The 23100-nt window shown below is 45.2% G+C and carries 21 protein-coding genes; 17 read left to right on the top strand and 4 right to left on the bottom strand.

Going from position 1 to position 23100, the window contains the following annotated elements:
* Window positions 1-109 precede the first annotated feature (109 nt).
* A complete protein-coding gene (locus tag NQ541_RS11860; RefSeq protein WP_005610646.1) occupies window positions 110-541 on the bottom strand; it encodes a hypothetical protein in 432 nt (143 codons plus the stop codon).
* A 218-nt stretch (window positions 542-759) separates the two neighbouring features.
* Between NQ541_RS11860 and coaBC the strand changes: the two genes are divergently transcribed.
* Both coaBC and NQ541_RS11850 read left to right on the top strand, forming a co-directional pair.
* Complete coding sequence (gene coaBC / locus NQ541_RS11855) at window positions 760-1980, top strand: bifunctional phosphopantothenoylcysteine decarboxylase/phosphopantothenate--cysteine ligase CoaBC (protein ID WP_005610648.1); 1221 nt, start codon at window positions 760-762, stop codon at window positions 1978-1980.
* Window positions 1964-2758: a type III pantothenate kinase gene (locus NQ541_RS11850; protein ID WP_005610649.1), complete on the top strand. Its 795-nt coding sequence runs from the start codon at window positions 1964-1966 to the stop codon at window positions 2756-2758. The genes coaBC and NQ541_RS11850 overlap by 17 nt, the downstream gene beginning before the upstream one ends.
* A gap of 127 nt (window positions 2759-2885) precedes the next feature.
* Here the strand turns inward: NQ541_RS11850 and glgD are convergent, their stop codons facing one another.
* The 3 genes from glgD to NQ541_RS11835 form a co-directional block, all read right to left on the bottom strand.
* Window positions 2886-4001: a glucose-1-phosphate adenylyltransferase subunit GlgD gene (glgD, locus tag NQ541_RS11845; protein WP_005610650.1), complete on the bottom strand. Its 1116-nt coding sequence runs from the start codon at window positions 3999-4001 to the stop codon at window positions 2886-2888.
* Between the two features lies 1 nt (window position 4002).
* Window positions 4003-5142 carry a glucose-1-phosphate adenylyltransferase gene (locus tag NQ541_RS11840; RefSeq protein ID WP_005610651.1) on the bottom strand — a complete coding sequence of 380 codons (1140 nt, stop codon included), beginning with the start codon at window positions 5140-5142 and terminating at the stop codon, window positions 4003-4005.
* Window positions 5143-5286: 144 nt separating this feature from the next.
* Window positions 5287-6150, bottom strand: coding sequence for a methionyl aminopeptidase (locus tag NQ541_RS11835; RefSeq protein WP_005610652.1), 864 nt, complete (start codon window positions 6148-6150; stop codon window positions 5287-5289).
* 232 nt (window positions 6151-6382) lie between these two features.
* Between NQ541_RS11835 and NQ541_RS11830 the strand changes: the two genes are divergently transcribed.
* The 15 genes from NQ541_RS11830 to NQ541_RS11760 all read left to right on the top strand — a co-directional run bounded on the left by NQ541_RS11830 (window position 6383) and on the right by NQ541_RS11760 (window position 23041).
* Window positions 6383-7015 (top strand): FHA domain-containing protein, encoded by a 633-nt coding sequence (locus NQ541_RS11830; protein ID WP_005610653.1) that lies wholly within the window; start codon window positions 6383-6385, stop codon window positions 7013-7015.
* 154 nt (window positions 7016-7169) lie between these two features.
* On the top strand, window positions 7170-7556 hold the full coding sequence (locus NQ541_RS11825; protein ID WP_044940572.1) for a hypothetical protein: 387 nt from the start codon (window positions 7170-7172) through the stop codon (window positions 7554-7556).
* 332 nt (window positions 7557-7888) lie between these two features.
* Window positions 7889-8395 (top strand): shikimate kinase, encoded by a 507-nt coding sequence (locus NQ541_RS11820; protein ID WP_005609517.1) that lies wholly within the window; start codon window positions 7889-7891, stop codon window positions 8393-8395.
* Window positions 8396-8624: 229 nt separating this feature from the next.
* A complete protein-coding gene (locus NQ541_RS11815) occupies window positions 8625-9917 on the top strand; it encodes a UDP-N-acetylglucosamine 1-carboxyvinyltransferase (RefSeq protein WP_005609516.1) in 1293 nt (430 codons plus the stop codon).
* Window positions 9918-10110: 193 nt separating this feature from the next.
* Window positions 10111-11043, top strand: a complete 933-nt coding sequence (cysK, locus tag NQ541_RS11810) for a cysteine synthase A (protein ID WP_044940111.1) — start codon at window positions 10111-10113, stop codon at window positions 11041-11043.
* Between the two features lie 116 nt (window positions 11044-11159).
* Entirely contained in the window at window positions 11160-12467 is a 1308-nt protein-coding gene (locus tag NQ541_RS11805) for an O-acetylhomoserine aminocarboxypropyltransferase/cysteine synthase family protein (protein WP_005609514.1), read from the top strand.
* Between the two features lie 93 nt (window positions 12468-12560).
* Window positions 12561-13004, top strand: a complete 444-nt coding sequence (locus tag NQ541_RS11800; protein ID WP_005609513.1) for an RrF2 family transcriptional regulator — start codon at window positions 12561-12563, stop codon at window positions 13002-13004.
* A 63-nt stretch (window positions 13005-13067) separates the two neighbouring features.
* A complete protein-coding gene (locus NQ541_RS11795) occupies window positions 13068-14222 on the top strand; it encodes a trans-sulfuration enzyme family protein (RefSeq protein WP_147644478.1) in 1155 nt (384 codons plus the stop codon).
* A 116-nt stretch (window positions 14223-14338) separates the two neighbouring features.
* The gene (locus tag NQ541_RS11790) at window positions 14339-15523 is read left to right on the top strand and encodes a MalY/PatB family protein (protein ID WP_005609511.1); all 1185 of its coding nucleotides are present in this window, start codon (window positions 14339-14341) and stop codon (window positions 15521-15523) included.
* A gap of 161 nt (window positions 15524-15684) precedes the next feature.
* Window positions 15685-16680, top strand: coding sequence for a biotin synthase BioB (gene bioB / locus NQ541_RS11785; RefSeq protein WP_044940108.1), 996 nt, complete (start codon window positions 15685-15687; stop codon window positions 16678-16680).
* A 131-nt stretch (window positions 16681-16811) separates the two neighbouring features.
* Window positions 16812-18218: a TrkH family potassium uptake protein gene (locus NQ541_RS11780; RefSeq protein WP_005609509.1), complete on the top strand. Its 1407-nt coding sequence runs from the start codon at window positions 16812-16814 to the stop codon at window positions 18216-18218.
* Between the two features lie 10 nt (window positions 18219-18228).
* The gene (locus NQ541_RS11775) at window positions 18229-18885 is read left to right on the top strand and encodes a potassium channel family protein (protein ID WP_023920480.1); all 657 of its coding nucleotides are present in this window, start codon (window positions 18229-18231) and stop codon (window positions 18883-18885) included.
* Window positions 18886-18896: 11 nt separating this feature from the next.
* Complete coding sequence (locus NQ541_RS11770) at window positions 18897-19736, top strand: TrmH family RNA methyltransferase (RefSeq protein WP_005609507.1); 840 nt, start codon at window positions 18897-18899, stop codon at window positions 19734-19736.
* A 104-nt stretch (window positions 19737-19840) separates the two neighbouring features.
* On the top strand, window positions 19841-21934 hold the full coding sequence (gene argF / locus NQ541_RS13295) for an ornithine carbamoyltransferase (RefSeq protein WP_005609506.1): 2094 nt from the start codon (window positions 19841-19843) through the stop codon (window positions 21932-21934).
* A gap of 114 nt (window positions 21935-22048) precedes the next feature.
* Window positions 22049-23041, top strand: coding sequence for a biotin--[acetyl-CoA-carboxylase] ligase (locus tag NQ541_RS11760; protein ID WP_023920482.1), 993 nt, complete (start codon window positions 22049-22051; stop codon window positions 23039-23041).
* Window positions 23042-23100 lie beyond the last annotated feature (59 nt).

Genomic DNA, 23100 nt, shown 5'->3' with positions numbered 1-23100 from the left:
TTTCCTCTCTTTCCTTAGTCAGATATAACAAAAAACGATTCGTCATTTGCATATCATAATATAAAATCCTCCAAATTATATTATATCGGAAAGGCGAGGATTGGACAAGTTATAAAAACGGCTCCAGTTCACGGATCATTTCTTCTTCAAGTTTTATGATCCTGCGGGCAATGGAATCAGCACTTTTATCTGCCTGGCAGAGTGTATTGGCACGCTCGCCCAGGGTTTTGATCCCCATACTGCATCCATCGATCAGAACCTTGGCAATCTCAGAATTATCAGAGTTCATGCCCAGCTTGATTTCTGTTGTAAACCAGGAAAATGCTGAAGCAAGCATTCCCGGATCTTTTGGCTCAAAACCGTCTGCTGACAACTGGCTTTCTGCTGTCTGCTGCAGGTGTGTATGCTGTTCGATGTATTTGTTCAATATTTTCTGGAGTGCTGAGTCCTGAGTAAATTCAAGGATCTGCTGAATACTGCTGACAGCCATTTTGCATCCTGATGTACACTCTTCTAAAAGTTTACGGGTCTGTTCGTCCATGGATAAAAACCTCCTGTGATTTGTTGATTTACTGATATTGACTGCTGTTTCTGATTCTGGATCTGCGACAGAAAGAGATCTTCACCAGCAGAAAATTCAGGAACAGTAACAGCATTCCCTGGGAAGGGAGTTTTATACACAGCCGTTGATTTTTCATATTCAATGCCCTATAATAAAGCGTAAATATTGGAAGAGGCGGACAAAAGGAGGAAAACTCGATGCTGAAGGGGAAGACAGTTCTGTTAGGCGTATCGGGAAGTATTGCAGCATACAAGATCGCATCGCTTGCCAGTGCATTAAAGAAGCTGGACGCAGATGTGCATGTGCTGATGACGCAGAATGCCACGAACTTTATCAATCCGATCACGTTTGAGACGCTGACGGGAAATAAATGTCTGGTTGATACGTTTGACCGGAATTTTCAATATAGTGTGGAGCATGTATCGTTGGCGAAAAAGGCAGATGTTGTCATGCTCGCACCTGCAAGTGCGAATGTGATCGGGAAGATTGCCGGTGGAATTGCGGATGATATGCTGACAACAACGGTGATGGCATGCAGATGCAGAAAGATCATTGCACCGGCAATGAATACGAATATGTTCGAGAATCCCATCGTGCAGGATAATCTGAAAAAACTGGAATATTATGGTTATGAAGTAATCTCACCGGCAGTCGGCTATCTTGCGTGTGGAGATACAGGGGCAGGAAAGATGCCTGAGCCGGAGCTTCTTTTAGAGTATATTTTAAAGGAAGTGGCACGGGAAAAGGACATGAGAGGACTGAAAGTTCTTGTGACCGCAGGACCGACGCAGGAGGCGGTAGATCCGGTTCGTTATATCACGAATCATTCTACGGGACGGATGGGATATGCGATCGCACGGGTCTGCATGCAGAGAGGTGCAGAGGTTACGCTTGTCACAGGACCGTCAGCACTGAAGAAGCCGGAGTTTGTGAAGGTTGTGCCGGTTACGACAGCGAAGGAGATGTTTGATGAAGTGACAGGACGGGCTGCTGAACAGGATATCATCATAAAAGCGGCGGCTGTGGCAGATTACCGTCCGAAATATATCAGTGATGAGAAAGTAAAGAAGAAGGGAGACAATCTGTCACTGGAGCTGGAGCGTACGGACGATATTTTAGCTTATCTTGGAATGCATAAGAAAGAAGAACAGTTCCTCTGCGGATTTTCCATGGAGACGGAGCATATGCTTGAAAATTCCCGTGGGAAATTGCAGAAAAAGAACCTGGATATGATCGTTGCGAACAGCCTGAAGGTGGAAGGTGCCGGATTCGGTGGTGATACGAACATTGTAACGATTATCACGAAGGATCGGGATGAGCAGCTCGGCAAGATGTCAAAAGAGGATACAGCGGCAGAGATCCTTGACCGTATCCTGAGTTTCAGAGAGGGGCAGGAGAAAAATGATATTAGCGATTGATGTAGGAAATACAAATATTGTACTGGGATGTATCGACGGGGATGAATGTTTATTTGTGGAACGTCTGTCCACAGTGCGTACGAAGACCGAACTGGAATATGCGATCGATATTAAAAATGTATTGGATATCTATCATATTCACAGAAGTGATATAGAGGGCGGGATCGTTTCCTCAGTTGTTCCGCAGATCACGAATATTGTAAAGCTTGCAGTTGAAAAGATCCTCAAGAAAGAAGTGCTGGTAGTAGGAGCAGGGATTAAGACGGGACTCAATATCCGTATGGATAATCCGGCACAGCTTGGAAGTGATCTGGTTGTGAATGCAGTAGCCGGGATCGCAGAATATCCTGTACCGCTTCTGATCCTGGATCTTGGAACAGCCAATACAGTCAGTGTGATTGACAAAAATAAAAATTATATCGGAGGAATGATCTATCCGGGAATCGGAGTGTCACTGGATTCACTGACGGCTCGTGCATCCCAGCTTGGAGGGATTGGGATTGAAGCACCGGAGAATATCATAGGAAAGAATACGGTAGAATGCATGAAGAGTGGAATTATCTACAGCAGTGCCGCAGCGATCGATGGAATTATTGACAGACTGCAGGATGAGCTGGAAGGGGAGGCCACCGTGATTGCGACAGGCGGACTTGCGAAGAAGATTGTGCCGCATTGTAAGAGAGAGATTATTTTGGATGATGATCTGTTGTTGAAAGGACTGGCGGTTATTTACAGAAAGAATCGGAAAGTTCAAAAGAGTAGAGAAGAAAAGAGATAAATTATGAGAAACCCGCTGCGATGGAAGTTCCATGAAGCAGCGGGTTTCTTTGGAAGGTTTATTATGTAAAGACAAAAGTCTTGCTGACAAAATAATCTTTATAAATGATCAATGGATCAAAGTTGCCCTACAGGCGGTCGCCACGCTTGATATATCCCGGTTTTTCTGGTGCTGCGATGACACGCTTTCCACGGATCAGGCGTGCATGCTTGTCTATTACAAGATTTTCAACATGGACACCCTTTCCGATGACTACATCGGCATTGATGACACAATTCTTAACAACTGCTCCTTCTTTGATGATACAGCCACGTCCGATAACAGAATTTTCAATCGTACCCTCGATCAGGCAGCCGTTGGAAATAACGGAAGATTTCACTTCACTTCCATCAAAGTACTGCGTCGGGCAGGAATCATTTGTACGGGTGTAGATCGGCCAGTTATCATCGAAAAGATCTGTTGCTTTCTTGAGGTTGATCAGTTCCATATTTGCATCATAATAACTGTTGAAGTCAGTGATCGTAGCAAAGAATCCACGGTGAGGATAAGCACGAACATCCAGTTCTTCACATTCTTCACGTACGATATCAGCAAGTGTATACATGGAAGAAAGCTTATGAGCTTTCTGAACCAGTTCAAGGAACAGAGTTTTCTTCATTACATAAGTATCCATGAAGATATTTTTGCTCTTTGTATTTCCATGGTTTGGCTCGATGGAGAGAACACCCTTCTGCTTGTTGATATCCAGTGCATGGCAGTTCAGGAAATGATCCTTTGCATTGTCTACACTGTGATACATCAGTGTGATATCTGCACCGGACTCGATATGAGTCTGAAGGAATGTATTATAATCTGCTGTGTAAACCATATAGCTTGGTGCGAGGATAACATATTCGGAATCAATCTCATCAAAGCAGTCAAGGTTTTCAATATATGCAGCGATATCTGTATTGTAGACATTGTTCTCTTCAATCGTCTCTGCAAAAAGGATATTCAGCTTTCCACGCTTGGAGTTGATGTTATAATGACGTCCTGTTCCGAGATGTTCTACAAGGGAACGGGGTTTTCTGCGGACATACACCTGCATGACATCAATACCACTGTTACTCATATTGGAAATAGGAAAGTCGATCACACGGTATCTTCCGAGGAAAGAAAAAGCTCCGATCGGACGATAATCCAGCATACCACTTACATGTACGTCATTTCTTGCAAAGTTAATAATTCCAAATGCTTTACTCATCTTACTCTTCCCCCTTTACACGTTTTGCAACCAGTTCGATATTCTCACTGTCTGCACTGCCGACTACGGCATTCTTTCCGATCTTTACCTTATCGGCAACAAGTGCACGGGTTACGACTGCACCTTCAGCCACCTCAACGCCCGGCATCAGGACGCTGTCAATGACTTTTGCACCTGTAGCAACTTTTACACCTGTAAAGAGTACTGAGTTCTTAACAGTTCCGTTAATGACACATCCCTGTGTGATGAAAGCTCTGTCAATATCAGCATCGGCACCGACAAACTGTGGAAGAGCAGTGACATCTTCTGTATAGATCTTCCAGGAAGAATCGTTCAGATCCAATGCATTGTTCTTGCTCAGAAGATCCATATTTGCCTCCCAGAGGGAATCAATGGTTCCTACATCTTTCCAGTAGCCTTTGAATTTATAGGCGAAAAGCGTCTTTTCATCTGCGAGCATGGTCGGGATAATATCTTTACCGAAATCATGACTGGATTCAGGATTCTTCATATCAGCGAGAAGCATCTTGCGAAGAAGTTTCCAGTTAAAGATATAAATACCCATGGATGCAAGGTTACTCTTTGGTTTCTCGGGTTTTTCTTCAAATTCTACGATACGGCCTGTCTCATTTGTATTCATGATACCAAAACGGCTGGCTTCTTTCATTGGTACTTCAATCACCGCAATCGTTGCATCTGCGTGATTTGCCTTGTGGTACTCAAGCATCTTATCGTAATCCATTTTGTAAATATGATCTCCGGAAAGAATCAGGAGGTACTCCGGTGAATAGGAATCAATAAAGTCGATATTCTGGGAGATCGCATCGGCAGTTCCTCTGTATACATCAAGTCCTGTATCTGCTTTCTCACGAGGAGGAAGTATGTAAACTCCACTATCTTTTGCATCAAGTCCCCATCTTCTTCCTGCAGCAGCATAGCTGTTGAGGAGAACAGATTCATACTGAGTGAGGACACCGACAATGTCAATACCACTATTTGCACAGTTGCTGAGTGGAAAGTCAATAATACGATATTTTCCGCCATATGAAACGGCCGGTTTGGCCACTTTTTTTGTCAGGTCGTGAAGCCTTGTACCACGTCCTCCCGCTAAAATCATAGCCAACATGTTATCTTGTTTCATATAAAGCCCTCTCTTTCATAATACTTCCATTTCATCATACTATTTCTTGTGATAATTTACCATAAAATAAGTAAAAATTTTAAAATTTTTAGTAAATGTTAAGACACAAAAAAACACGCAGGGCGAGTTTCGACAGGGCATTTATTATTTGGTCAGTACTTCGATGCCGTCTTCCTTTACCAGTACCATGTACTCGATCTGTGCGGAAAGACCGTCATCGATCGTATAGACTGTCCAGTCGTTATCTTCGTCCACAAAAAAGTCAGGACTGCCTTCGTTGATCATAGGCTCGATGGTAAACATCATACCCGGAACGAGGAGCATCTCACTTCCCTTTGGTGTAACGTAACTTACGAAAGGATCTTCGTGAAATTCAAGTCCGATCCCGTGACCACCGATCTCTTCCACAACGGAATAACCATTCGCCTGTGCGTGCGTATTGATGGCATCGGCAATATCGCCCAGATGTCCCCATGGCTTTGCGGCTGCAAGTCCCCGCTGGACACACTCTTCCGTAACGCGTACAAGACGTTCGGCACGTTCAGAGACATTTCCCATCTTGAACATCCGGGATGCATCTGAAAAATATCCATTTAAAATAGTAGAAACATCTACATTAATAATATCTCCGTCCTGGATAATGATATTTTCATCCGGGATTCCGTGGCAGATCTCATTATTCAGTGAAGTGCATACGCTTTTCGGAAATCCCTGATAATTCAGAGGTGCCGGGATTCCTCCATGCTCTGTCGTAAAACGGTAGACAATTTCATCGATCTCGGCTGTACTCATTCCGATACGGATGTGCTTTGCTACTTCATCCAGAACCGCTGTGTTAAGATCAGCACTTTTGCGGATCATTTCGATCTGTGCAGGAGTCTTGAGGATCGCTCTTGACGGAACGATCTCCCCGTGGTCTGCGTGAAGCTGTATTTTTTCATCGATGGGCATATGGCATTTTTTATATTTTTTGCCGCTGCCGCACCAACATGGTTCATTTCTTTCCATGATAGGATCTCCTCTTTCTTTTTGTTGTGGTCTGTTCAATGAGTTAGTTGCAGTTTACTCTCACAATCTATATCATACCAAGAAGTTAGAAAAATGTATACCCAATTCAGGCTTTTTCTGAAAGATTCAGAAGGAAGAATCTGACATTTTTCGACAGAAAAGTCATATAATGCTTGCCGTACAGCAAAAAATATAGTACCATTTAAATTTAGAATGGGAAGGAGAAATTCGTATGTGGTATTGGATCGTAATGGCAGTACTGGTGATCGGATGTATTGCATTACTGAGCGGAACATTTTTCAGTATAAAGAAAAATAAGGCAGAGGAGGCCGCAAAGCGGGCGGAAGCCAGAAAGAAAAAGAGGAAGAAACCGGCAGATGCAGAAGAAGCACAGCAGCCGGGAGACAGACGGAAAAGAGCAGATGGCAGACCGCAGAGCAGCCAGGGTGCAGAGAACGGGCGGCAGCAGTATGCACAGGCACGCCGGGAAGAAGCACGCAGGGCACAGGCAGAGCAGAGAAAAGAGCAGAAGAAACGCCGCCAGTGGAAAGTAATCCTGGAAGATCTGGATTCGTGGACAAAGTACAGTTTTATTTTTTACAGTAATATTGGGATCGGAAGAGCAGAGTCGGGACAGGGCTATGAAAGATATCTTTCATTATCAGAAGATGGAAGAGTATCCAAGAAGCATTGTGTGATCGTTCACAGAGGCGATAAGTTATATCTGAAAGATGAAGGATCAAGGAACGGAACTTATCTGAACGGGGAAGCGGTGACAAGGCCGGTAGTGATCCAGAAGGATGATGTGATCGGACTTGGCGGAACAAGACTTGAGATATTGAATATTTTACGGGAGAGCGAATAAGGCTTTCCCCTTTTTATTTCCTTTGCCTGTTGTGTAAAATAGAGCAGCCGGGCATTAGCAGTGATTCTGCCTAAAATCGCCTCGTCGGCACAAAAGAACCTTTGGCTGTATTTTGCATATAGTGAAATATAATGTCAGACCGGGAGTGAATGAAATGAATCAGAAACTGCCTTATTATATGGCTTATCCGATGCCGCTTGCTTATGATGATGAACGGGTGGAGAGAATGGATCTGGAGTATATGAAGAGTCTTTATCCGGCTCTTGCAAAGAGGATTCTTCCTTATATAGAAGAGGAGTGTGACCGGATGGAATATGGGAACAGTGTCATCTATGATGAGTATCCGGACCGGCTGCAATTACAGCTGATGTGCGGAAGAATTTATGAAAATGTAAGAAAAAATGAGGAAAGATATCTTGAAATTGAAAAAAATGCACAGTTGAAAGATATGATCGAGCTTATGTTATATCAGGAATTGTACAATCAAAGATGCCGGAATCGCAGGACACGGAATCAATTTTATATAAACGGCAGTTTTTAGACCGTTTAAACGGAGGATCAGCCGGGCGGTATACTTGTATGAAATATGAATTATGTGCTATAATCCGCTTATATATAGATGCCAGGGTCAAAAGGTCTAAATCCACATGAGCTTGCTCATAAGTGGATGAAAGGCCTTGGGACCCGCCCCAATATGAGCCTAAAAGTGGGATGACAATCCCACGATATGCGAATAATTGGGAGGATTGTGGGAGTGCAACGCACGGAACAATCCGTAGGCATCATAGTTGGGGGCTTTTGACCCCAACATCATATTATAGATAACAGTCCTGAAAAGGAAGAGCGTGACCGGGAGGAAGGGACAGAATACATATGAAAGAAAATCTTATATTTATCGGGATGCCGGCTGTAGGGAAAAGTACGGTCGGTATTGTAGTTGCCAAGAGGCTTGGAATGAACTTTATTGATTCAGACCTTCTGATACAGGAACAAGAAGGAAAGCTGCTCCGGGAGATCATTGCAGAGGTGGGAGATGACGGATTCCTTAAGATCGAGAATCAGGTCAACCGGGATATTCAGTGTGAGAATGCAGTGATCTCACCGGGCGGAAGTGTTATTTACTGTGAAGAAGCAATGGAACATTTTAAAGAGATCGGAAAGATTGTATATCTGAAGGCTTCTTATCAGACAATAAAGAAGAGGATCAGAAATCCGAAAAAAAGAGGGGTCGTGCTGAAAGAAGGACAGACATTGAAAAATCTGTATGATGAGCGTGTGGGTTATTTTGAAAAGTATGCGGATATCACGATTGATGAGGATGGCTGTCAGATCGAAGAGACGATCGATAATGTGATCCGGGTAGTTGAGGGAGAAGCCTGAAAAGCAGCGGGAATGATGCACCGGAAAAAAGGGATTCCATAAAGCACGATTTTGTGGTATAATTATATATGGAATAGACCGTTAAGAGTTCCTGCTATATATTTGCAGTGAACGATGGCACCCGTCTTGAGGGGGCGGGCAGCAGGGACTTGGGGAATGCGGCAGCAGGCTGTGGACGGTATGCATTGACTTATGGGGAGATAATAAAATAAGATTATTGAGGTGTGAAATGGAACAATATATCATAAAAGGCGGGAATCCGCTGGTAGGGGAAGTTGAGATTGGTGGTGCCAAGAATGCCGCTTTAGGTATCCTTGCAGCAGCGATCATGGCAGATGAGCCGGTATTGATCGAGAACCTTCCGGATGTGAATGATATTAACGTGATGCTGGAAGCCATCGAAGGGATCGGGGCTATGGTTCAGCGTATTGACAGGCATACGGTGAAGATTAACGGAAGCACGATCGGAGATTTTAGCATTGATTATGATTATATAAAGAAGATAAGAGCATCCTATTACCTTCTGGGAGCATTGCTGGGCAAGTACAAGAGAGCGGAAGTGGCACTTCCGGGAGGCTGCAATATCGGAAGCAGACCGATCGACCAACATCTGAAAGGTTTCCGGGCTTTAGGGGCAGATGTGGATATTGAGTACGGAAAGATCGTTGCAGAGGCAGAGCATCTGAAAGGAACGCATCTGTATTTTGATGTGGTAACGGTTGGAGCTACGATCAATGTGATGATGGCAGCAGCAATGGCTGATGGTATCACGATCATGGAGAATGTTGCAAAAGAGCCTCATGTAGTAGATGTGGCGAACTTCCTGAACAGTATGGGAGCGAATATCAGAGGAGCAGGAACGGATGTGATCAAGATCCGTGGAGTGAAGTCACTTCATAAAGCAGAGTATTCTATCATCCCGGATCAGATCGAGGCAGGTACATTTATGTTTGCTGCAGCAGCGACCCGTGGAGATGTGACGGTTCTGAATGTGATCCCGAAGCATCTTGACGCGACCATTTCAAAGCTGATCGATATCGGCTGTGAAGTGGAAGAGTTTGACGATGCAGTCCGTGTAGTGGCAAAGGGCAGGCTGAAGAGTACGCAGGTGAAGACACTTCCATATCCGGGGTATCCTACAGATATGCAGCCGCAGATCGGTGTAGTACTTGCACTTGCAAGTGGAACAAGTACGATCACAGAGAGTATTTTTGAGAATCGCTTTAAGTATCTTGATGAGCTTGCACGTATGGGAGCGAATATCAAGGTGGAAGGTAATTCTGCTACGATCGAGGGTGTGGAGAAGTTTTCAGCAGCCAGAGTCAGTGCACCCGATCTTCGTGCAGGGGCAGCGTTATGTATTGCCGGACTTGCAACAGACGGTATTACGATCGTGGATGATATTGTTTATATCCAGCGTGGATATGAGAGATTTGAAGAAAAACTGAGAAGTCTCGGTGGAATCATCGAGAAAGTATCCAGTGAAAAAGAGATACAGAAGTTTCGCCTGAAAGTAGGGTGAAGAAAGAAGCAGTCGTTTCCGAGCAGGAACGGCTGCTTTTTAAGTGCAGAAGTTTCAGACCTTTTGACCCTGACATCATAAAAATTAAAAAACATATAAAACATAGTTGACAGATAGGTATTTGCAGTGTATAATGCAACTCATAAAACATACCAATCGAGTAGGAAAGAAAAAGAAAGAGAGGATATATATTATGGCGGCTATTTATAAAGGAACTTTAGGACTGATCGGAAATACACCGCTCGTTGAGCCGGTGAACCTTGAAAAAGAGCTGGGACTGGAAGCTACGATTCTTGTTAAGCTTGAGTATCTCAATCTGGCTGGAAGCGTAAAGGATCGTGTAGCAAAAGCCATGATTGAAGACGCAGAAGAAAAAGGACTTTTAAAAGAAGGTTCAGTGATCATTGAGCCAACATCAGGAAATACAGGAATCGGTCTTGCATCGATCGCAGCGGCAAAAGGATACAGAATCATCCTTACCATGCCTGAGACGATGAGCGTTGAGAGAAGAAATATCCTGAAAGCATACGGAGCAGAGATCGTTCTGACAGAAGGAGCAAAAGGAATGAAGGGAGCGATCGCAAAAGCGGAGGAGCTTGCAAAGGAAATCCCGAACAGCTTTATCCCGGGACAGTTCGTAAACCCGGCAAATCCGAAGATGCACAGAGAGACAACCGGACCGGAGATCTGGAACGATACAGACGGAAAGGTAGACATTTTTATTGCAGGAGTCGGAACAGGCGGAACACTGACAGGTGTTGGCGAATATCTGAAATCCCAGAATCCGGATGTGAAAATCGTAGCCCTTGAGCCTGCATCTTCACCGGTTCTTTCCGAAGGAAAAGCCGGAGCACATAAGATTCAGGGAATCGGAGCAGGATTTGTACCGGATGTACTGAATACAAAGGTTTACGATGAAGTATATAAAGCAGATAACGAAGAAGGATTTGCCACAGCGAAACTTTTGGCAAAGCATGAAGGAATCCTCGTAGGTATTTCTTCAGGAGCAGCTCTTTCAGGAGCGATCGCACTTGCGAAAAGACCGGAGAACAAAGGTAAGACTATCGTAGCCCTGCTGCCGGACAGCGGAGACAGATACTACTCTACACCACTCTTTACAGAGTAAGTGATACGAAGACGGTTACAGAATATTTATTATAGAAGAAATTTTACAGCGGTTTATAGCAAATAGAAGAAACCTTATAACAAGACAGAATAAAGGGATAAAAGGAGAACAGACCAATGGCTAAATTAGAGAGAAAAGACAGAAAATTCAAATTTGAAACATTACAGCTTCACGTAGGACAGGAGCAGCCGGATCCGGTAACTGATGCAAGAGCAGTACCGATCTATCAGACATCCTCTTATGTATTCCGTAACAGCCAGCATGCAGCAGACCGTTTTGGACTGAAAGATGCAGGAAATATTTACGGACGTCTGACAAACCCGACAGAGGATGTATTTGAAAAGAGAATTGCAGCACTGGAAGGTGGTTCAGCAGCACTTGCAGTTGCATCAGGAGCAGCAGCTATCACATATACAATCGAGAACCTGGCTCAGCAGGGAGATCATATCGTATCTGCAAAGAACATTTACGGAGGATCTTTCAACCTTCTTGAGCATACACTTCCGAACTACGGAATCACAACAACATTCGTAGACATCTTCAATCTGGAAGAAGTTGAGAATGCAATTCAGGAAAATACAAAAGCAGTTTACATCGAGACTCTTGGAAACCCGAACTCTGATGTAGTTGATATTGAAGCTCTTGCAAATATCGCACATAAGCATAAAATCCCGCTTGTTGTAGATAATACATTTGCAACACCTTATCTTGTAAGACCGATCGAGTACGGTGCAGATATCGTTGTTCACTCCGCTACAAAGTTCATCGGGGGACACGGAACAACCATCGGTGGAGTGATCGTTGAAGGTGGAAAATTTGACTGGGAGGCTTCAGGAAAATTCCCGTCACTGACAGAGCCTAATCCGAGCTACCATGGAATCAGCTTCACAAAGGCCTGCGGACCGGCTGCCTTTGTTACAAAGATCAGAGCAATCCTCTTAAGAGATACAGGAGCTACAATTTCACCGATCAGCTCATTCATCTTCCTGCAGGGACTTGAGACACTTTCCCTTCGTGTAGAGCGTCATGTAGAGAATGCACTGAAAGTTGTAGAGTATCTGAACAATCATCCACAGGTAGAGAGAGTCCATCATCCATCTGTAGATCCGGATCCGAAGCAGCAGGAACTTTACAAGAAATATTTCCCGAATGGCGGTGGATCAATCTTCACATTCGAGATCAAGGGAGATGCAGCAAAGGCTCAGGAGTTTATCGACAATCTGGAGCTGTTCTCACTGCTTGCCAATGTAGCTGACGTGAAGTCACTTGTTATCCATCCGGCAACAACAACTCACAGCCAGTGCACAGAGGAAGAGCTTCTGGATCAGGGAATCAAACCAAATACGATCCGTCTTTCTATCGGTACTGAAAATATTGATGATATCATTCAGGATCTGGATGAGGCATTTAAGGCAATTCAGTAAAAATGAAGGCATAAACTGAGAAATGATCCGGCGGGAGTTATACTCCCGCCGTTTATCTTAAGAGCAACAAAATTGAGTGAAAGAGGGCAAAAAATGAAATTATCGAAAAAAAGCAGATATGGACTGCGTGCATTGATCGATCTTGCCGTAAATTCAAGAACCGAGCAGGTTTCACTTGGAAGTATCGCACAGAGAAATGATATTTCGGCACAGTACCTGGAGCATGTATTTTCGGCACTCCGTAAAGCACATATTGTGAAAAGTATCAAGGGGTCACAGGGCGGTTATTTCCTGGAAAAAGCACCGGAACTGATCACGGTGGCGGAGATTGTGGAAGCACTGGAAGGCAGTTACTATCTTGAAGACGAAGAAGGCGATATGTCAGGTCTCCGGGGAGATCAGGAGGCGATCCAGCATTTGATCATAGACAGGATCAATGAGAAGAACCGGGAAATCCTTGAAGATATTACACTGAAAGATCTCGTGGAAGCATTTGAGGGGTATCAGGATTCCGTAGAGGGAATGTATTACATCTGATGAAGATGGTGGAACAAATAAGCAGGCAGAGGAAGTTCCTGCAGGACGATGGAGGCAGTGAAAATGGCAGAAGAATATAAATTTGAGACACGATGTATTCACGGAAACGGAGGCCTTGTGGAGGGACATCCTTACGGGGCAGTCTCTGTTCCGATTTTTCAGACGGCAACATTTGCACATCCGGGAATTGGAAGAAGTACCGGATACGACTACACCCGTGAGAGCAATCCGACAAGGCATGAGCTTGAAAGTGTGATGTCGACATTGGAAGAAGCGGATGACAGCATTGCCTGCACAAGTGGAATGGCAGCGATTGGATTATGTCTGGAATTATTTGAAGAAGGATCTCATATCCTCTGCACAGAAGACCTGTATGGCGGAACGGTGAGAATGTTTGAGAGTATCGGTGAAAAAAGAGGCGTGACCTTTTCCTATGTAGATACTTCAGATATAGAACTGGTGCGTAAAAGTATCAGAAAAGAAACAAAAGCACTTTATATTGAAACTCCGAGTAACCCGACGATGAAGGTGACAGATTTTGCGGCAATGAAAGAAATTGCAGATGAATATGGGTTATTGATCATTGCAGATAATACATTTCTGACACCATATTTTCAGAAACCGCTGACTCTGGGGGCAGATCTGGTTGTCCACAGCGGTACAAAATTTCTGGGAGGACATAATGATGTCCTTGCAGGCTTTGTATGTATCAAAGGGAAAGGACTTTCTGAAAAGCTTCGGTATACATACAAGACGGTGGGATGTTGTCTGCCGCCATTTGACAGTTTCCTGGTACTGCGTGGAATCAAGACTTTGTCTGTTCGACTGGAGCGTCAGCAGGAAAATGCAAAGAAGATTGCACTGTGGCTGAAAGACCGCCCGGAAGTGAAAGCAGTTTATTATACGGGACTTCCGGAACATCCGGGGTACGAGATCAACCAGAAGCAGGCAAGCGGCTGTGGAAGTATGATCTCATTTAAAGTAGATTCAGAAAAGCGTGCGAGAAAACTTCTTGAGAGTGTAAAGCTGATCTCCTATGCGGAAAGCCTGGGCGGAGTAGAGTCCCTGATCACGTATCCGATGCTTCAGACGCATGGGGATGTGCCGGTTGAGACAAGAGAACGGCTGGGGATCACGGAAGACTTTCTGAGAATGTCAGTGGGAATTGAAAATGCAGAAGATCTGATCGCAGATCTGGAACAGGCGCTGGCAGAGTGATGTGATGAATTGCAGGAGCAGAAAAGAACGACAAATTGCAGGAAAGAGTGACAAAAAGCATAACAGGGAAAGCTGACGAAAGAACAGCAAGGTAAGAGGCAGAAAGTGAGAAGAACATGAGTGAAAGAAATCTGAATTTTGAACAGGGCGTGGACCGAAAGGGAACACGTTGCCTGAAATATGATTTTGCGGTGCAGAGAGGAAGGAGTGCAGATATCCTTCCGCTATGGGTTGCAGATATGGATTTTAAGACAAGTTCCTATATTCAGGATGCACTGCTGCGTCAGGCAGAGCATGGTGTATATGGCTATACAGAGACAGATGAAACATATTTTGATGCAGTACGATCCTGGATGGAACGTCGTCACGGCTGGAAGATCGAACCGGAATGGCTGCTCAAGACACCGGGAGTTGTCTTTGCACTTGCAATGGCAGTGAAGGCATATACAGAACCGGGAGACTATGTGCTGATTCAGGAACCGGTTTATTATCCGTTCCGGGAAGTAATCGAGTCCAATGACAGAGAAGTTGCAAATAATGTACTGTATCAGGATGAGAATGGAAGTTATAAGATTGATTTTGAAGATTTTGAACGGCAGATCGTTGAAAAGAGGATTCGACTGTTCATCCTGTGCAGTCCGCACAATCCGGTCAGCCGTGTATGGACACGGGAAGAACTGGAAAAATTGGGAGATATCTGCAAGAAGCATGGTGTGATCGTGGTCAGCGATGAGATTCATGCAGATTTTGTATTTGAAGGAAAGCATCAGGTTTTTGCAGATCTGAAGCCGGAATACAAAGACTTTACAGTTATCTGCACATCTCCGGGAAAGACCTTTAATATTGCAGGGTTACAGGCATCGAATATCCTGATCCCGAATGAAGCACTCAGGGAGGCGTTTGCAAAGCAGATCACGGCAGCCGGCTACAGCCAGATTTCCGCACCGGGGATCGAGGCGGTGATCGCAGCTTATGCACAGGGAGAAGAATGGTATCAGGAAATGAAAAAGTATGTAGGAGCGAATATCACGTTTCTGCATGAATGGATGGAAGAACATATTCCGCAGATCAAAGTGACAAAGACCGAAGGAACTTATCTGGTGTGGATGGATTTCCGGGGACTGGGAATTGCGGAAAAAAACCTGAAAGATTTTGTGGAAAACCAGGCGGGATTATGGCTTGACGGTGGAAAAATGTTCGGAGAGTCAGGAATCGGATTCCAGAGGATCAACGTGGCATGCCCAAGAAAGACGCTGGAAAAGGCTCTGACACAACTGGAAAGTGCAGTGAAAAATCTTTAAGACGAATGTAAACTGCACATTAAGAAATGGTTGACAATCTAAAACGGTACTTTTATACTAGAACATTAGTGGGAGTGTGCAGCACGGAATAATCTGTGAATCTTATAATTGAGATTTTCTGACCGCCCGCATTATACTAAATGAAAGAAGGTACAGTAACGATGTCAGATACATTCATACATACATTATTAGCAGACTGGGACGAAGAGCGTTCCCTGAGCAGAGAGGAAGCCGTAGCAATCCTTGATCTTCCGAAAGAAGAGATGGAAGACCTGATTTCCTGTGCGTATGCATTGAGGACAAAATATAAGGGGAAAAAGGTCAGCGTACAATTGCTGACAAATGTGCGTAGCGGAAACTGTTCACAGAACTGTGCTTACTGTGCCCAGTCCTGTGAGTCGCACGCACCGATCGAGAAGTACCGCCGGGTATCGGATGAGAAATTATACGGAGATAATGATCTGGTGGATGAAAAGAACCTTGCAAGGCACTGCATTGGTCTGAGCGGAATCAAGTTTACGGATGCAGAGATTGAGGACCTGGCAGAACGCATTCGTATTATGAAGAAAAAGAATACGCAGATCTGCTGTTCCATCGGATTCCTGACCGAAAAGCAGGCGAAGATGCTGAAAGAAGCAGGATTGGATCGGATCAACCATAATCTGAACAGCAGCCGTTCTTTCTATCCTGAGATCTGTTCCACGCACACATATGACCAGCGGGTCAATAATATTAAAATGTTGCAGGGGCTGGGATTTGAGATCTGCAGCGGTGGAATTATCGGTATGGGAGAGAGCAAAGAAGATGTAGTAGATATGCTGATGGATCTGAAAGCAATTTCCCCTGAGTCCGTTCCGATCAATTTCCTTCTTCCGATTCCAGGGACAAGACTTGCAGACCGTGATATTTCAGGACTGACACCGGAATATTGCATGAAGGTACTCTGCCTGGCAAGACTGATGATCCCGAAGTCAGATATCCGTTGTGCTGCGGGAAGAGAAGTTTATTTTAAAGGGATTGAGCCGGAATTATTCAAGGTTGTTGATTCTATTTTTGCATCAGGTTATCTGACAGCAGGTGGTCAGGGAATTGACGACACGATGAAGATGATCCGGGATGCAGGATTTACAGGTGAGATTGAATCTACGGATGAATAAAAACCTGAACAGGAGCGTGTGAAGAAACGGATGTTTTTTCACACGCCTTTTTCTTCTTTGCTTGCCTGTCCCTGTCCAACGTGCTAGTATGATAGAGAGTTTTATTATGATAAGGAGTGTATCTGAAAAGAATGAGAAAAATTCATATAGATGAAGAAGAGTGGGCGGCACGAAAGCTCCGGCTTAGTACGATGCAGATCGTTGCACTCGGATTTATGGGGATTATCCTTGCGGGCGGGCTTTTGTTATGGCTGCCATTTTCAAACCGGCAGCCAATTTCGTTTCTGGATGCTCTGTTCACTGCGGTTACGTGCGTCTGTGTGACCGGACTGGTGACGGTTGTACCGGCAACGCAGTTTACACTGATCGGCAAAGGGATCATGCTGGTGCTTATTCAGATCGGAGGACTGGGCGTGATCGCCTGTACATCGGCATTTTTTCTGTTGCTTAGGAAAAAGATCAGTTTCAGGGGAAGGCAGATGATCAGTCAGTCTTACGGACTGGATACGATGTCCGGGATGGTGAAGTTTATTATCCGGGTTCTGAAAGGGACGTTTACGGTGGAGGCGATCGGTGCCGTCTTTTATTCCATCCGGTTTGTACAGGATTATGGTGTGGTAAAAGGCGTCGGATACGGAATCTTCCATTCAGTGTCTGCATTCTGTAATGCGGGAGTGGATCTGCTGGGAAGCAACAGCCTGATCGGGTATGCGGGTTCACCTTTGATTAATTTTACAACGATTCTTCTGATCGTCGTATCAGGACTGGGATTTCCGGTGTGGTATGATATTCTTGGAAATATAAAAAAAGCAGTCCGGGAACGGGGAACAAGACCGTTAAAATGGCTGTTTACAAGGCTGGAACTGCAGAGCAAAGTGGTGCTGGTCATGACCGGGTTTCTGATCTTATTTGGAACGGTATTATTCTTTTTACTGGAATATTCCAACCCGGCAACCATGGGAGAATTTTCAGTTACGAAGAAGCTGATGGCATCTCTGTTCCAGTCGGTGACGACAAGAACCGCGGGATTTGCAGCGGTCTCTCAGTCTGCACTGCGGCCGGGTTCAAGGCTCCTTGGATGTCTGTTAATGTTTATTGGCGGATCTCCGACAGGAACGGCAGGCGGTATCAAGACGACTACGGCAGCCATGCTGGTTCTCACAGTGATCTCGGTACTGCGGGGCAGAAAGGATACGGAATGTTTTAACCGTAAGATCGATGAAACGGTGGTACGGTCAGGCATTACGATCTCACTGGTTACCTTTTTCTTTTGGATGTCAGGAGTGACGGTGCTTACGATCTTAGAACCGGGACAGGATTTCCTGAATCTGATGTACGAGGTGACTTCAGCGATGGCAACCGTAGGGTTGACAGCCGACCTGACACCGTCTCTGTGCAGGGCGAGTCATGTCGTGCTGATGATCCTGATGTATATCGGACGGATCGGACCGGTGACGATGGCACTTGTATTTGCCGGAAGGGCGGAGAGAACGACACATTTCCGTTCTCTCCCGGAAGGAAGAATTATGATTGGATAAGGGGAAAGATATGAATAAGCAATTTGCAGTACTTGGTTTGGGAAGTTTTGGAAGAAGCGTGGCATTGTCATTGGAAAAAATGGGGTGCGATGTCATGGTAGTCGATGATTCTTATGAGAAGATCCAGGAAATTTCAGATAAGGTTTCTTATGCAATGAAGGCAGACGTAACGGATAAGGATGCTCTGCAGGCTCTGGGAGCAAGAAATCTGGACGGGGCTGTTGTGGCAGTTTCAGAGCATCCTGAAGCCAATATTATGGCAACACTTCTTTGCAAAGAGATGGGGATTCCACTGGTTGTTGCAAAGGCGAAAGATAAACTTCAGGGAACGATCCTGGAAAAAGTAGGAGCGGATTCTGTCGTATATCCTGAGATCGAGATGGGCAGCCGGATTGCCAAAAGCATGGTAGCAAATGAATTTGTGGACTGGATCGAGCTTTCCAATGACTACAGCATCGTGGAGATAGCCGTACCACGCAGATGGGAAGGAAAAAGTCTTGCAGAGCTGGATGTGCGTAAGAAGTACGGGATCACGGTAGTCGGAGTCATGCAGGGTGAAAAAATGGATCTCTCTTTTGATCCGCAGACACCACTGCCGGGAAATGTGATCCTGGTTCTGATCGGAGCAAATAAAATCCTGGAAAAGATCAAGATAGAAGAAAAGTAGAGGAACGGACAATGATTACAAGTACGTCAAATGCACAGATCAAGGAGCTGGCGAAGCTTCAGAAGAAAAGCAGATTAAGAGATGAAAGGCGGATCTTTCTTGTGGAAGGCCCGAGGATGGTGGAAGAAATCCCGAAAGAGCGGATTGAACGGCTGTATATATCGGAGAGCTTTGAACGCAAAAATCCTGCATATATCAGGGAGTTGGGAATGCCTGCAGAAGTTCTTTCAGATCCAGTATTTTCTTATGTATCGGATACGAAAAATCCACAGGGAATTTTAGCGGTCGTAAAAAGACTGGAGTATACGATGGAAGACGTACTCGGAAAAAGTGCGTTAAAGTGTGAAGAAAAATCCGGGGAAAAGGAGAAGAATCCGGAGAACCATCAGATCAGAGTTCCGCACGTGATCGTGCTGGACAACCTGCAGGATCCGGGAAATCTGGGAACGATCTTTCGTACCGCTGAGGCAGCCGGGGCAACGGGAATCCTGCTGAGCAGTGACAGTGTGGATGTCTACAATCCCAAGGTGATCCGTTCGACCATGGGAGCTGTCTTCAGGATGCCGTTTTTCTATGTAAAAGATCTTCCGGCAGCAGTGAAAAGTCTGAGCAGTCAGGGAATCAGAACGTATGCGGCACATCTGAACGGAAAAAATGTTTATGATGAGGAAGATTATACCGAAGGCTGTGCATTCCTGATCGGAAATGAAGGAAATGGGTTAAGAGATGAAGTGTCAGAATGTGCAGACTGTCTGATCCGGATTCCGATGTGCGGGAAAGCAGAGTCGCTGAATGCAGCGGTGGCGGCAGCGGTCCTGATGTTCGAGGCAGGAAGGCAGAGAAGAAAATAAGGCACTGGCGGCAGTATAGAGAGGAAAGTAAGGCGGTTGGAGGCAGTGTTGCATTTGAGTGCATTTTTGTAGTATACTAGCGTCAGTGGACCGAGGTGAAAAGAATGAAGCTTTTACTTGACCGGAAGAAAGAATATGGAGTTGTGCTGGACGGTGGCGGTGCAAGAGGTGCGTATCAGATCGGTGCGTGGAAGGCACTGAAAGAAGCCGGGATTCGGATCCATGCAGTGGCGGGAACATCCGTAGGAGCATTGAATGGTGCTTTGATCTGTATGGATGATCTGAAAAAGGCACAGGACATCTGGAAGAGCATGACATTTTCAAAGGTCATGAATGTAGATGACGGCTGGATGGAAGGGCTTTTTGAGAGAGAGCATAAAGTGAAGGATGTACTTTCGCAGATCTGGTCGGTCGTGACTGCAGGCGGGATCGATGTGACACCGTTGAAAGAGCTGATCCATGAGCTGGTCGATGAAGAAAAGATCAGGCAGTCAGGGAAAGAGTTTTATCTGCTCACGTTTTCACTGACCGATTTTAAAGAACTGGACTTAGGGCTTGAGGATATTCCTGAGGGAAGACTGGAAGATTTTCTCCTTGCAAGTGCTTATCTTTTAGGTTTTAAGAATGAGAAAATGGGTGGAAAGCGATACATTGACGGTGGCGTGGTGAACAATGTGCCGCTTGGTTCGCTCGTAAAGCGGGGCTGTAAGGATATTATTGAGATACGGATTTATGGACCGGGGCGTGAGCCGAGGGTAAAGCTGCCCGAGGACGCACAGATCTACCGGATCGGACCGAGAGTCCGGCTGGGAAGTATTCTTGAGTTTGACGGCAGGAAAAGCCGGCAGAATATGAAGATTGGCTATTATGATGCAAAAAGGATGCTGTATGGACTGGAAGGTCTGATCTATTATATCGATCAGGATCATGCAGAAGTCTGGTATGAGAACCGGATGAAGCATCTTTCGGAGATAGAAAAGGCAGAGCTGGGACTGGTTCTGAAGCTGAAACCGGGAGTTTCGGATAAGCTGTTGTATCTTGCCATGCTGGAGGCAGGAGCAAAGCTGATGAAAGTTCCGAAGTATCATATTTATACAGTGGATGAACTGAGGGAACAGGTGGCAAAGAGATATGAAGAGCAGGCAGATCAGACAGAGCTGCCGGGATTCATGCATACATTGATACGAATAGAAAGGGACAGTAAGATGAATTTAAAAGGAAGGAATTTTTTGACACTGAAAGACTTTACACCGGAAGAGATCACATATCTGATCGATCTGGCAGCAGATCTGAAAGAGAAGAAGAAAAAGGGAATTCCGGTGGATCATTACCGTGGAAAGAATGTAGCCCTGATCTTTGAGAAGACCAGTACAAGAACCCGCTGTGCATTTGAAGTGGCAGCACATGATATGGGAATGGGAACGACCTATCTTGATCCGTCAGGTTCTCAGATCGGTAAAAAGGAAAGCATTGAGGATACTGCCAGAGTTCTGGGAAGAATGTTCGACGGAATCGAGTATCGTGGATATGGTCAGGAGATTGTAGAAGATCTTGCAAAGTATGCCGGTGTTCCGGTGTGGAATGGTCTGACCAACGAGTACCATCCGACGCAGATGCTTGCAGATATGCTGACTATCCGCGAGCATTTCGGAGAACTGAAAGGACTGAAGCTGGTCTATATGGGTGATGCAAGATACAATATGGGTAATTCCCTGATGATCGCCTGCTCCAAGCTGGGAATGGATTTCGTTGCATGTACGACAAAAGAATATTTCCCGAACGAAGAGCTGGTAGCGACCTGCCGAGGTTATGCGAAAGAATCCGGTGCAAGGATCACTCTGACTGAGGATGTAAAGGAAGGCACAAAGGATGCAGATATTATTTATACAGATGTATGGGTATCCATGGGTGAGCCGGATGAAGTATGGGAGAAGAGGATTAAAGAATTATCTCCTTATAAAGTGACAAAAGAAGTGATGGCAAATGCGAAGGAAAGTGCGATCTTCCTGCATTGTCTGCCGGCATTCCATGACCTGAAGACGAAGATCGGTGCAGCAATGTATGAGAAATTCGGCGTTAAGGATATGGAAGTAACGGATGAAGTATTTGAGTCTGCACAGTCTAAGGTATTTGATGAGGCAGAGAACAGAATGCATACGATCAAGGCAGTGATGGTTGCTACGTTGGGAGAATTTTAAAATTCGGATAGAATGGATCATAATGTGCCTGACACTTATGTGGTGTCAGGCACATTTGAATAAGGAATAGCGAATCTTTGTTGAAAAAAGCAGATGGTCTGTGAGGAAGTAAAAATGAAAGCACAAATCTTAAAAATGCTCCGGGAGGCAGACGGATATATTTCCGGTCAGCAGTTATGTGAAAAATTTGGAGTATCCAGGACGGCAGTATGGAAAGTGATCCGTCAGCTCCAGGAAGAAGGATATGAGGTAGAAGCGGTACGGAATAAGGGATACCGGATCATAGACAGCCCGGATGTGATGACGAAGGAAGAACTGGAAAGCCTGATGGATACAAAGTGGGCCGGGAAAAATATTGTTTATTATGATGAAGTCGATTCTACGAATCTGCGGATCAAGCAACTGGGAGATGAGGGAGCAGTGGAAGGCACTCTGGCAGTTGCTGACAGGCAGACAGCCGGAAGAGGCAGGCGGGGAAGGTCATGGGATTCACCGGCAGGAGAAAGTATTTCCATGTCGATCTTATTAAGACCGCAGATCACTCCGAACCAGGCTCCCATGCTGACGCTGGTTATGGCGTGCAGCGTGGCAGAGGGAATTATGGACTGCAAAGATGTGTGCGGAGAGCAGCAGATTCAGATCAAGTGGCCCAATGATATTATCATTCATGGTAAGAAACTGGTCGGAATCCTGACTGAGATGAGTACGCAGATCGATTATATCAATCATGTAACAGTCGGAGTAGGGATCAATGTCAATCTGACGGATTTCCCTGAGGAGATCCGGGAGCGTGCGACTTCCCTGCGGTTGGAGTGCGGACATAAGGTGAAAAGAGCCCCTCTGATCGCTGCCATTATGAAGCGACTGGAAGAGAATTATGCTCTTTTCATGGAGACGGGAGATCTGTCACAACTGATGGAGAAGTATAGTGAACTGCTCGTAAATAAAGACCGGGATGTCATGATCCTTGGAGCGAAAGAGCAATATGTTGCCCATGCACTCGGAATTAACAAGACCGGTGAACTGATCGTGCGGAAAGAAGATGGAACGATCGAAGAAGTCTACGCCGGCGAGGTCTCTGTGCGAGGCGTGTACGGATACGTGTAAAATGTGATGATCCGAAGAAAACAGCAGGATACAGCAAAGGGACACAGTAAAAAGGAATG

Origin of the sequence: [Ruminococcus] lactaris ATCC 29176, from assembly GCF_025152405.1 — a bacterium.
Taxonomy (GTDB): Bacteria; Bacillota; Clostridia; order Lachnospirales; family Lachnospiraceae; genus Mediterraneibacter; species Mediterraneibacter lactaris.
This window is presented reverse-complemented; position numbering and strand designations above follow the sequence as displayed.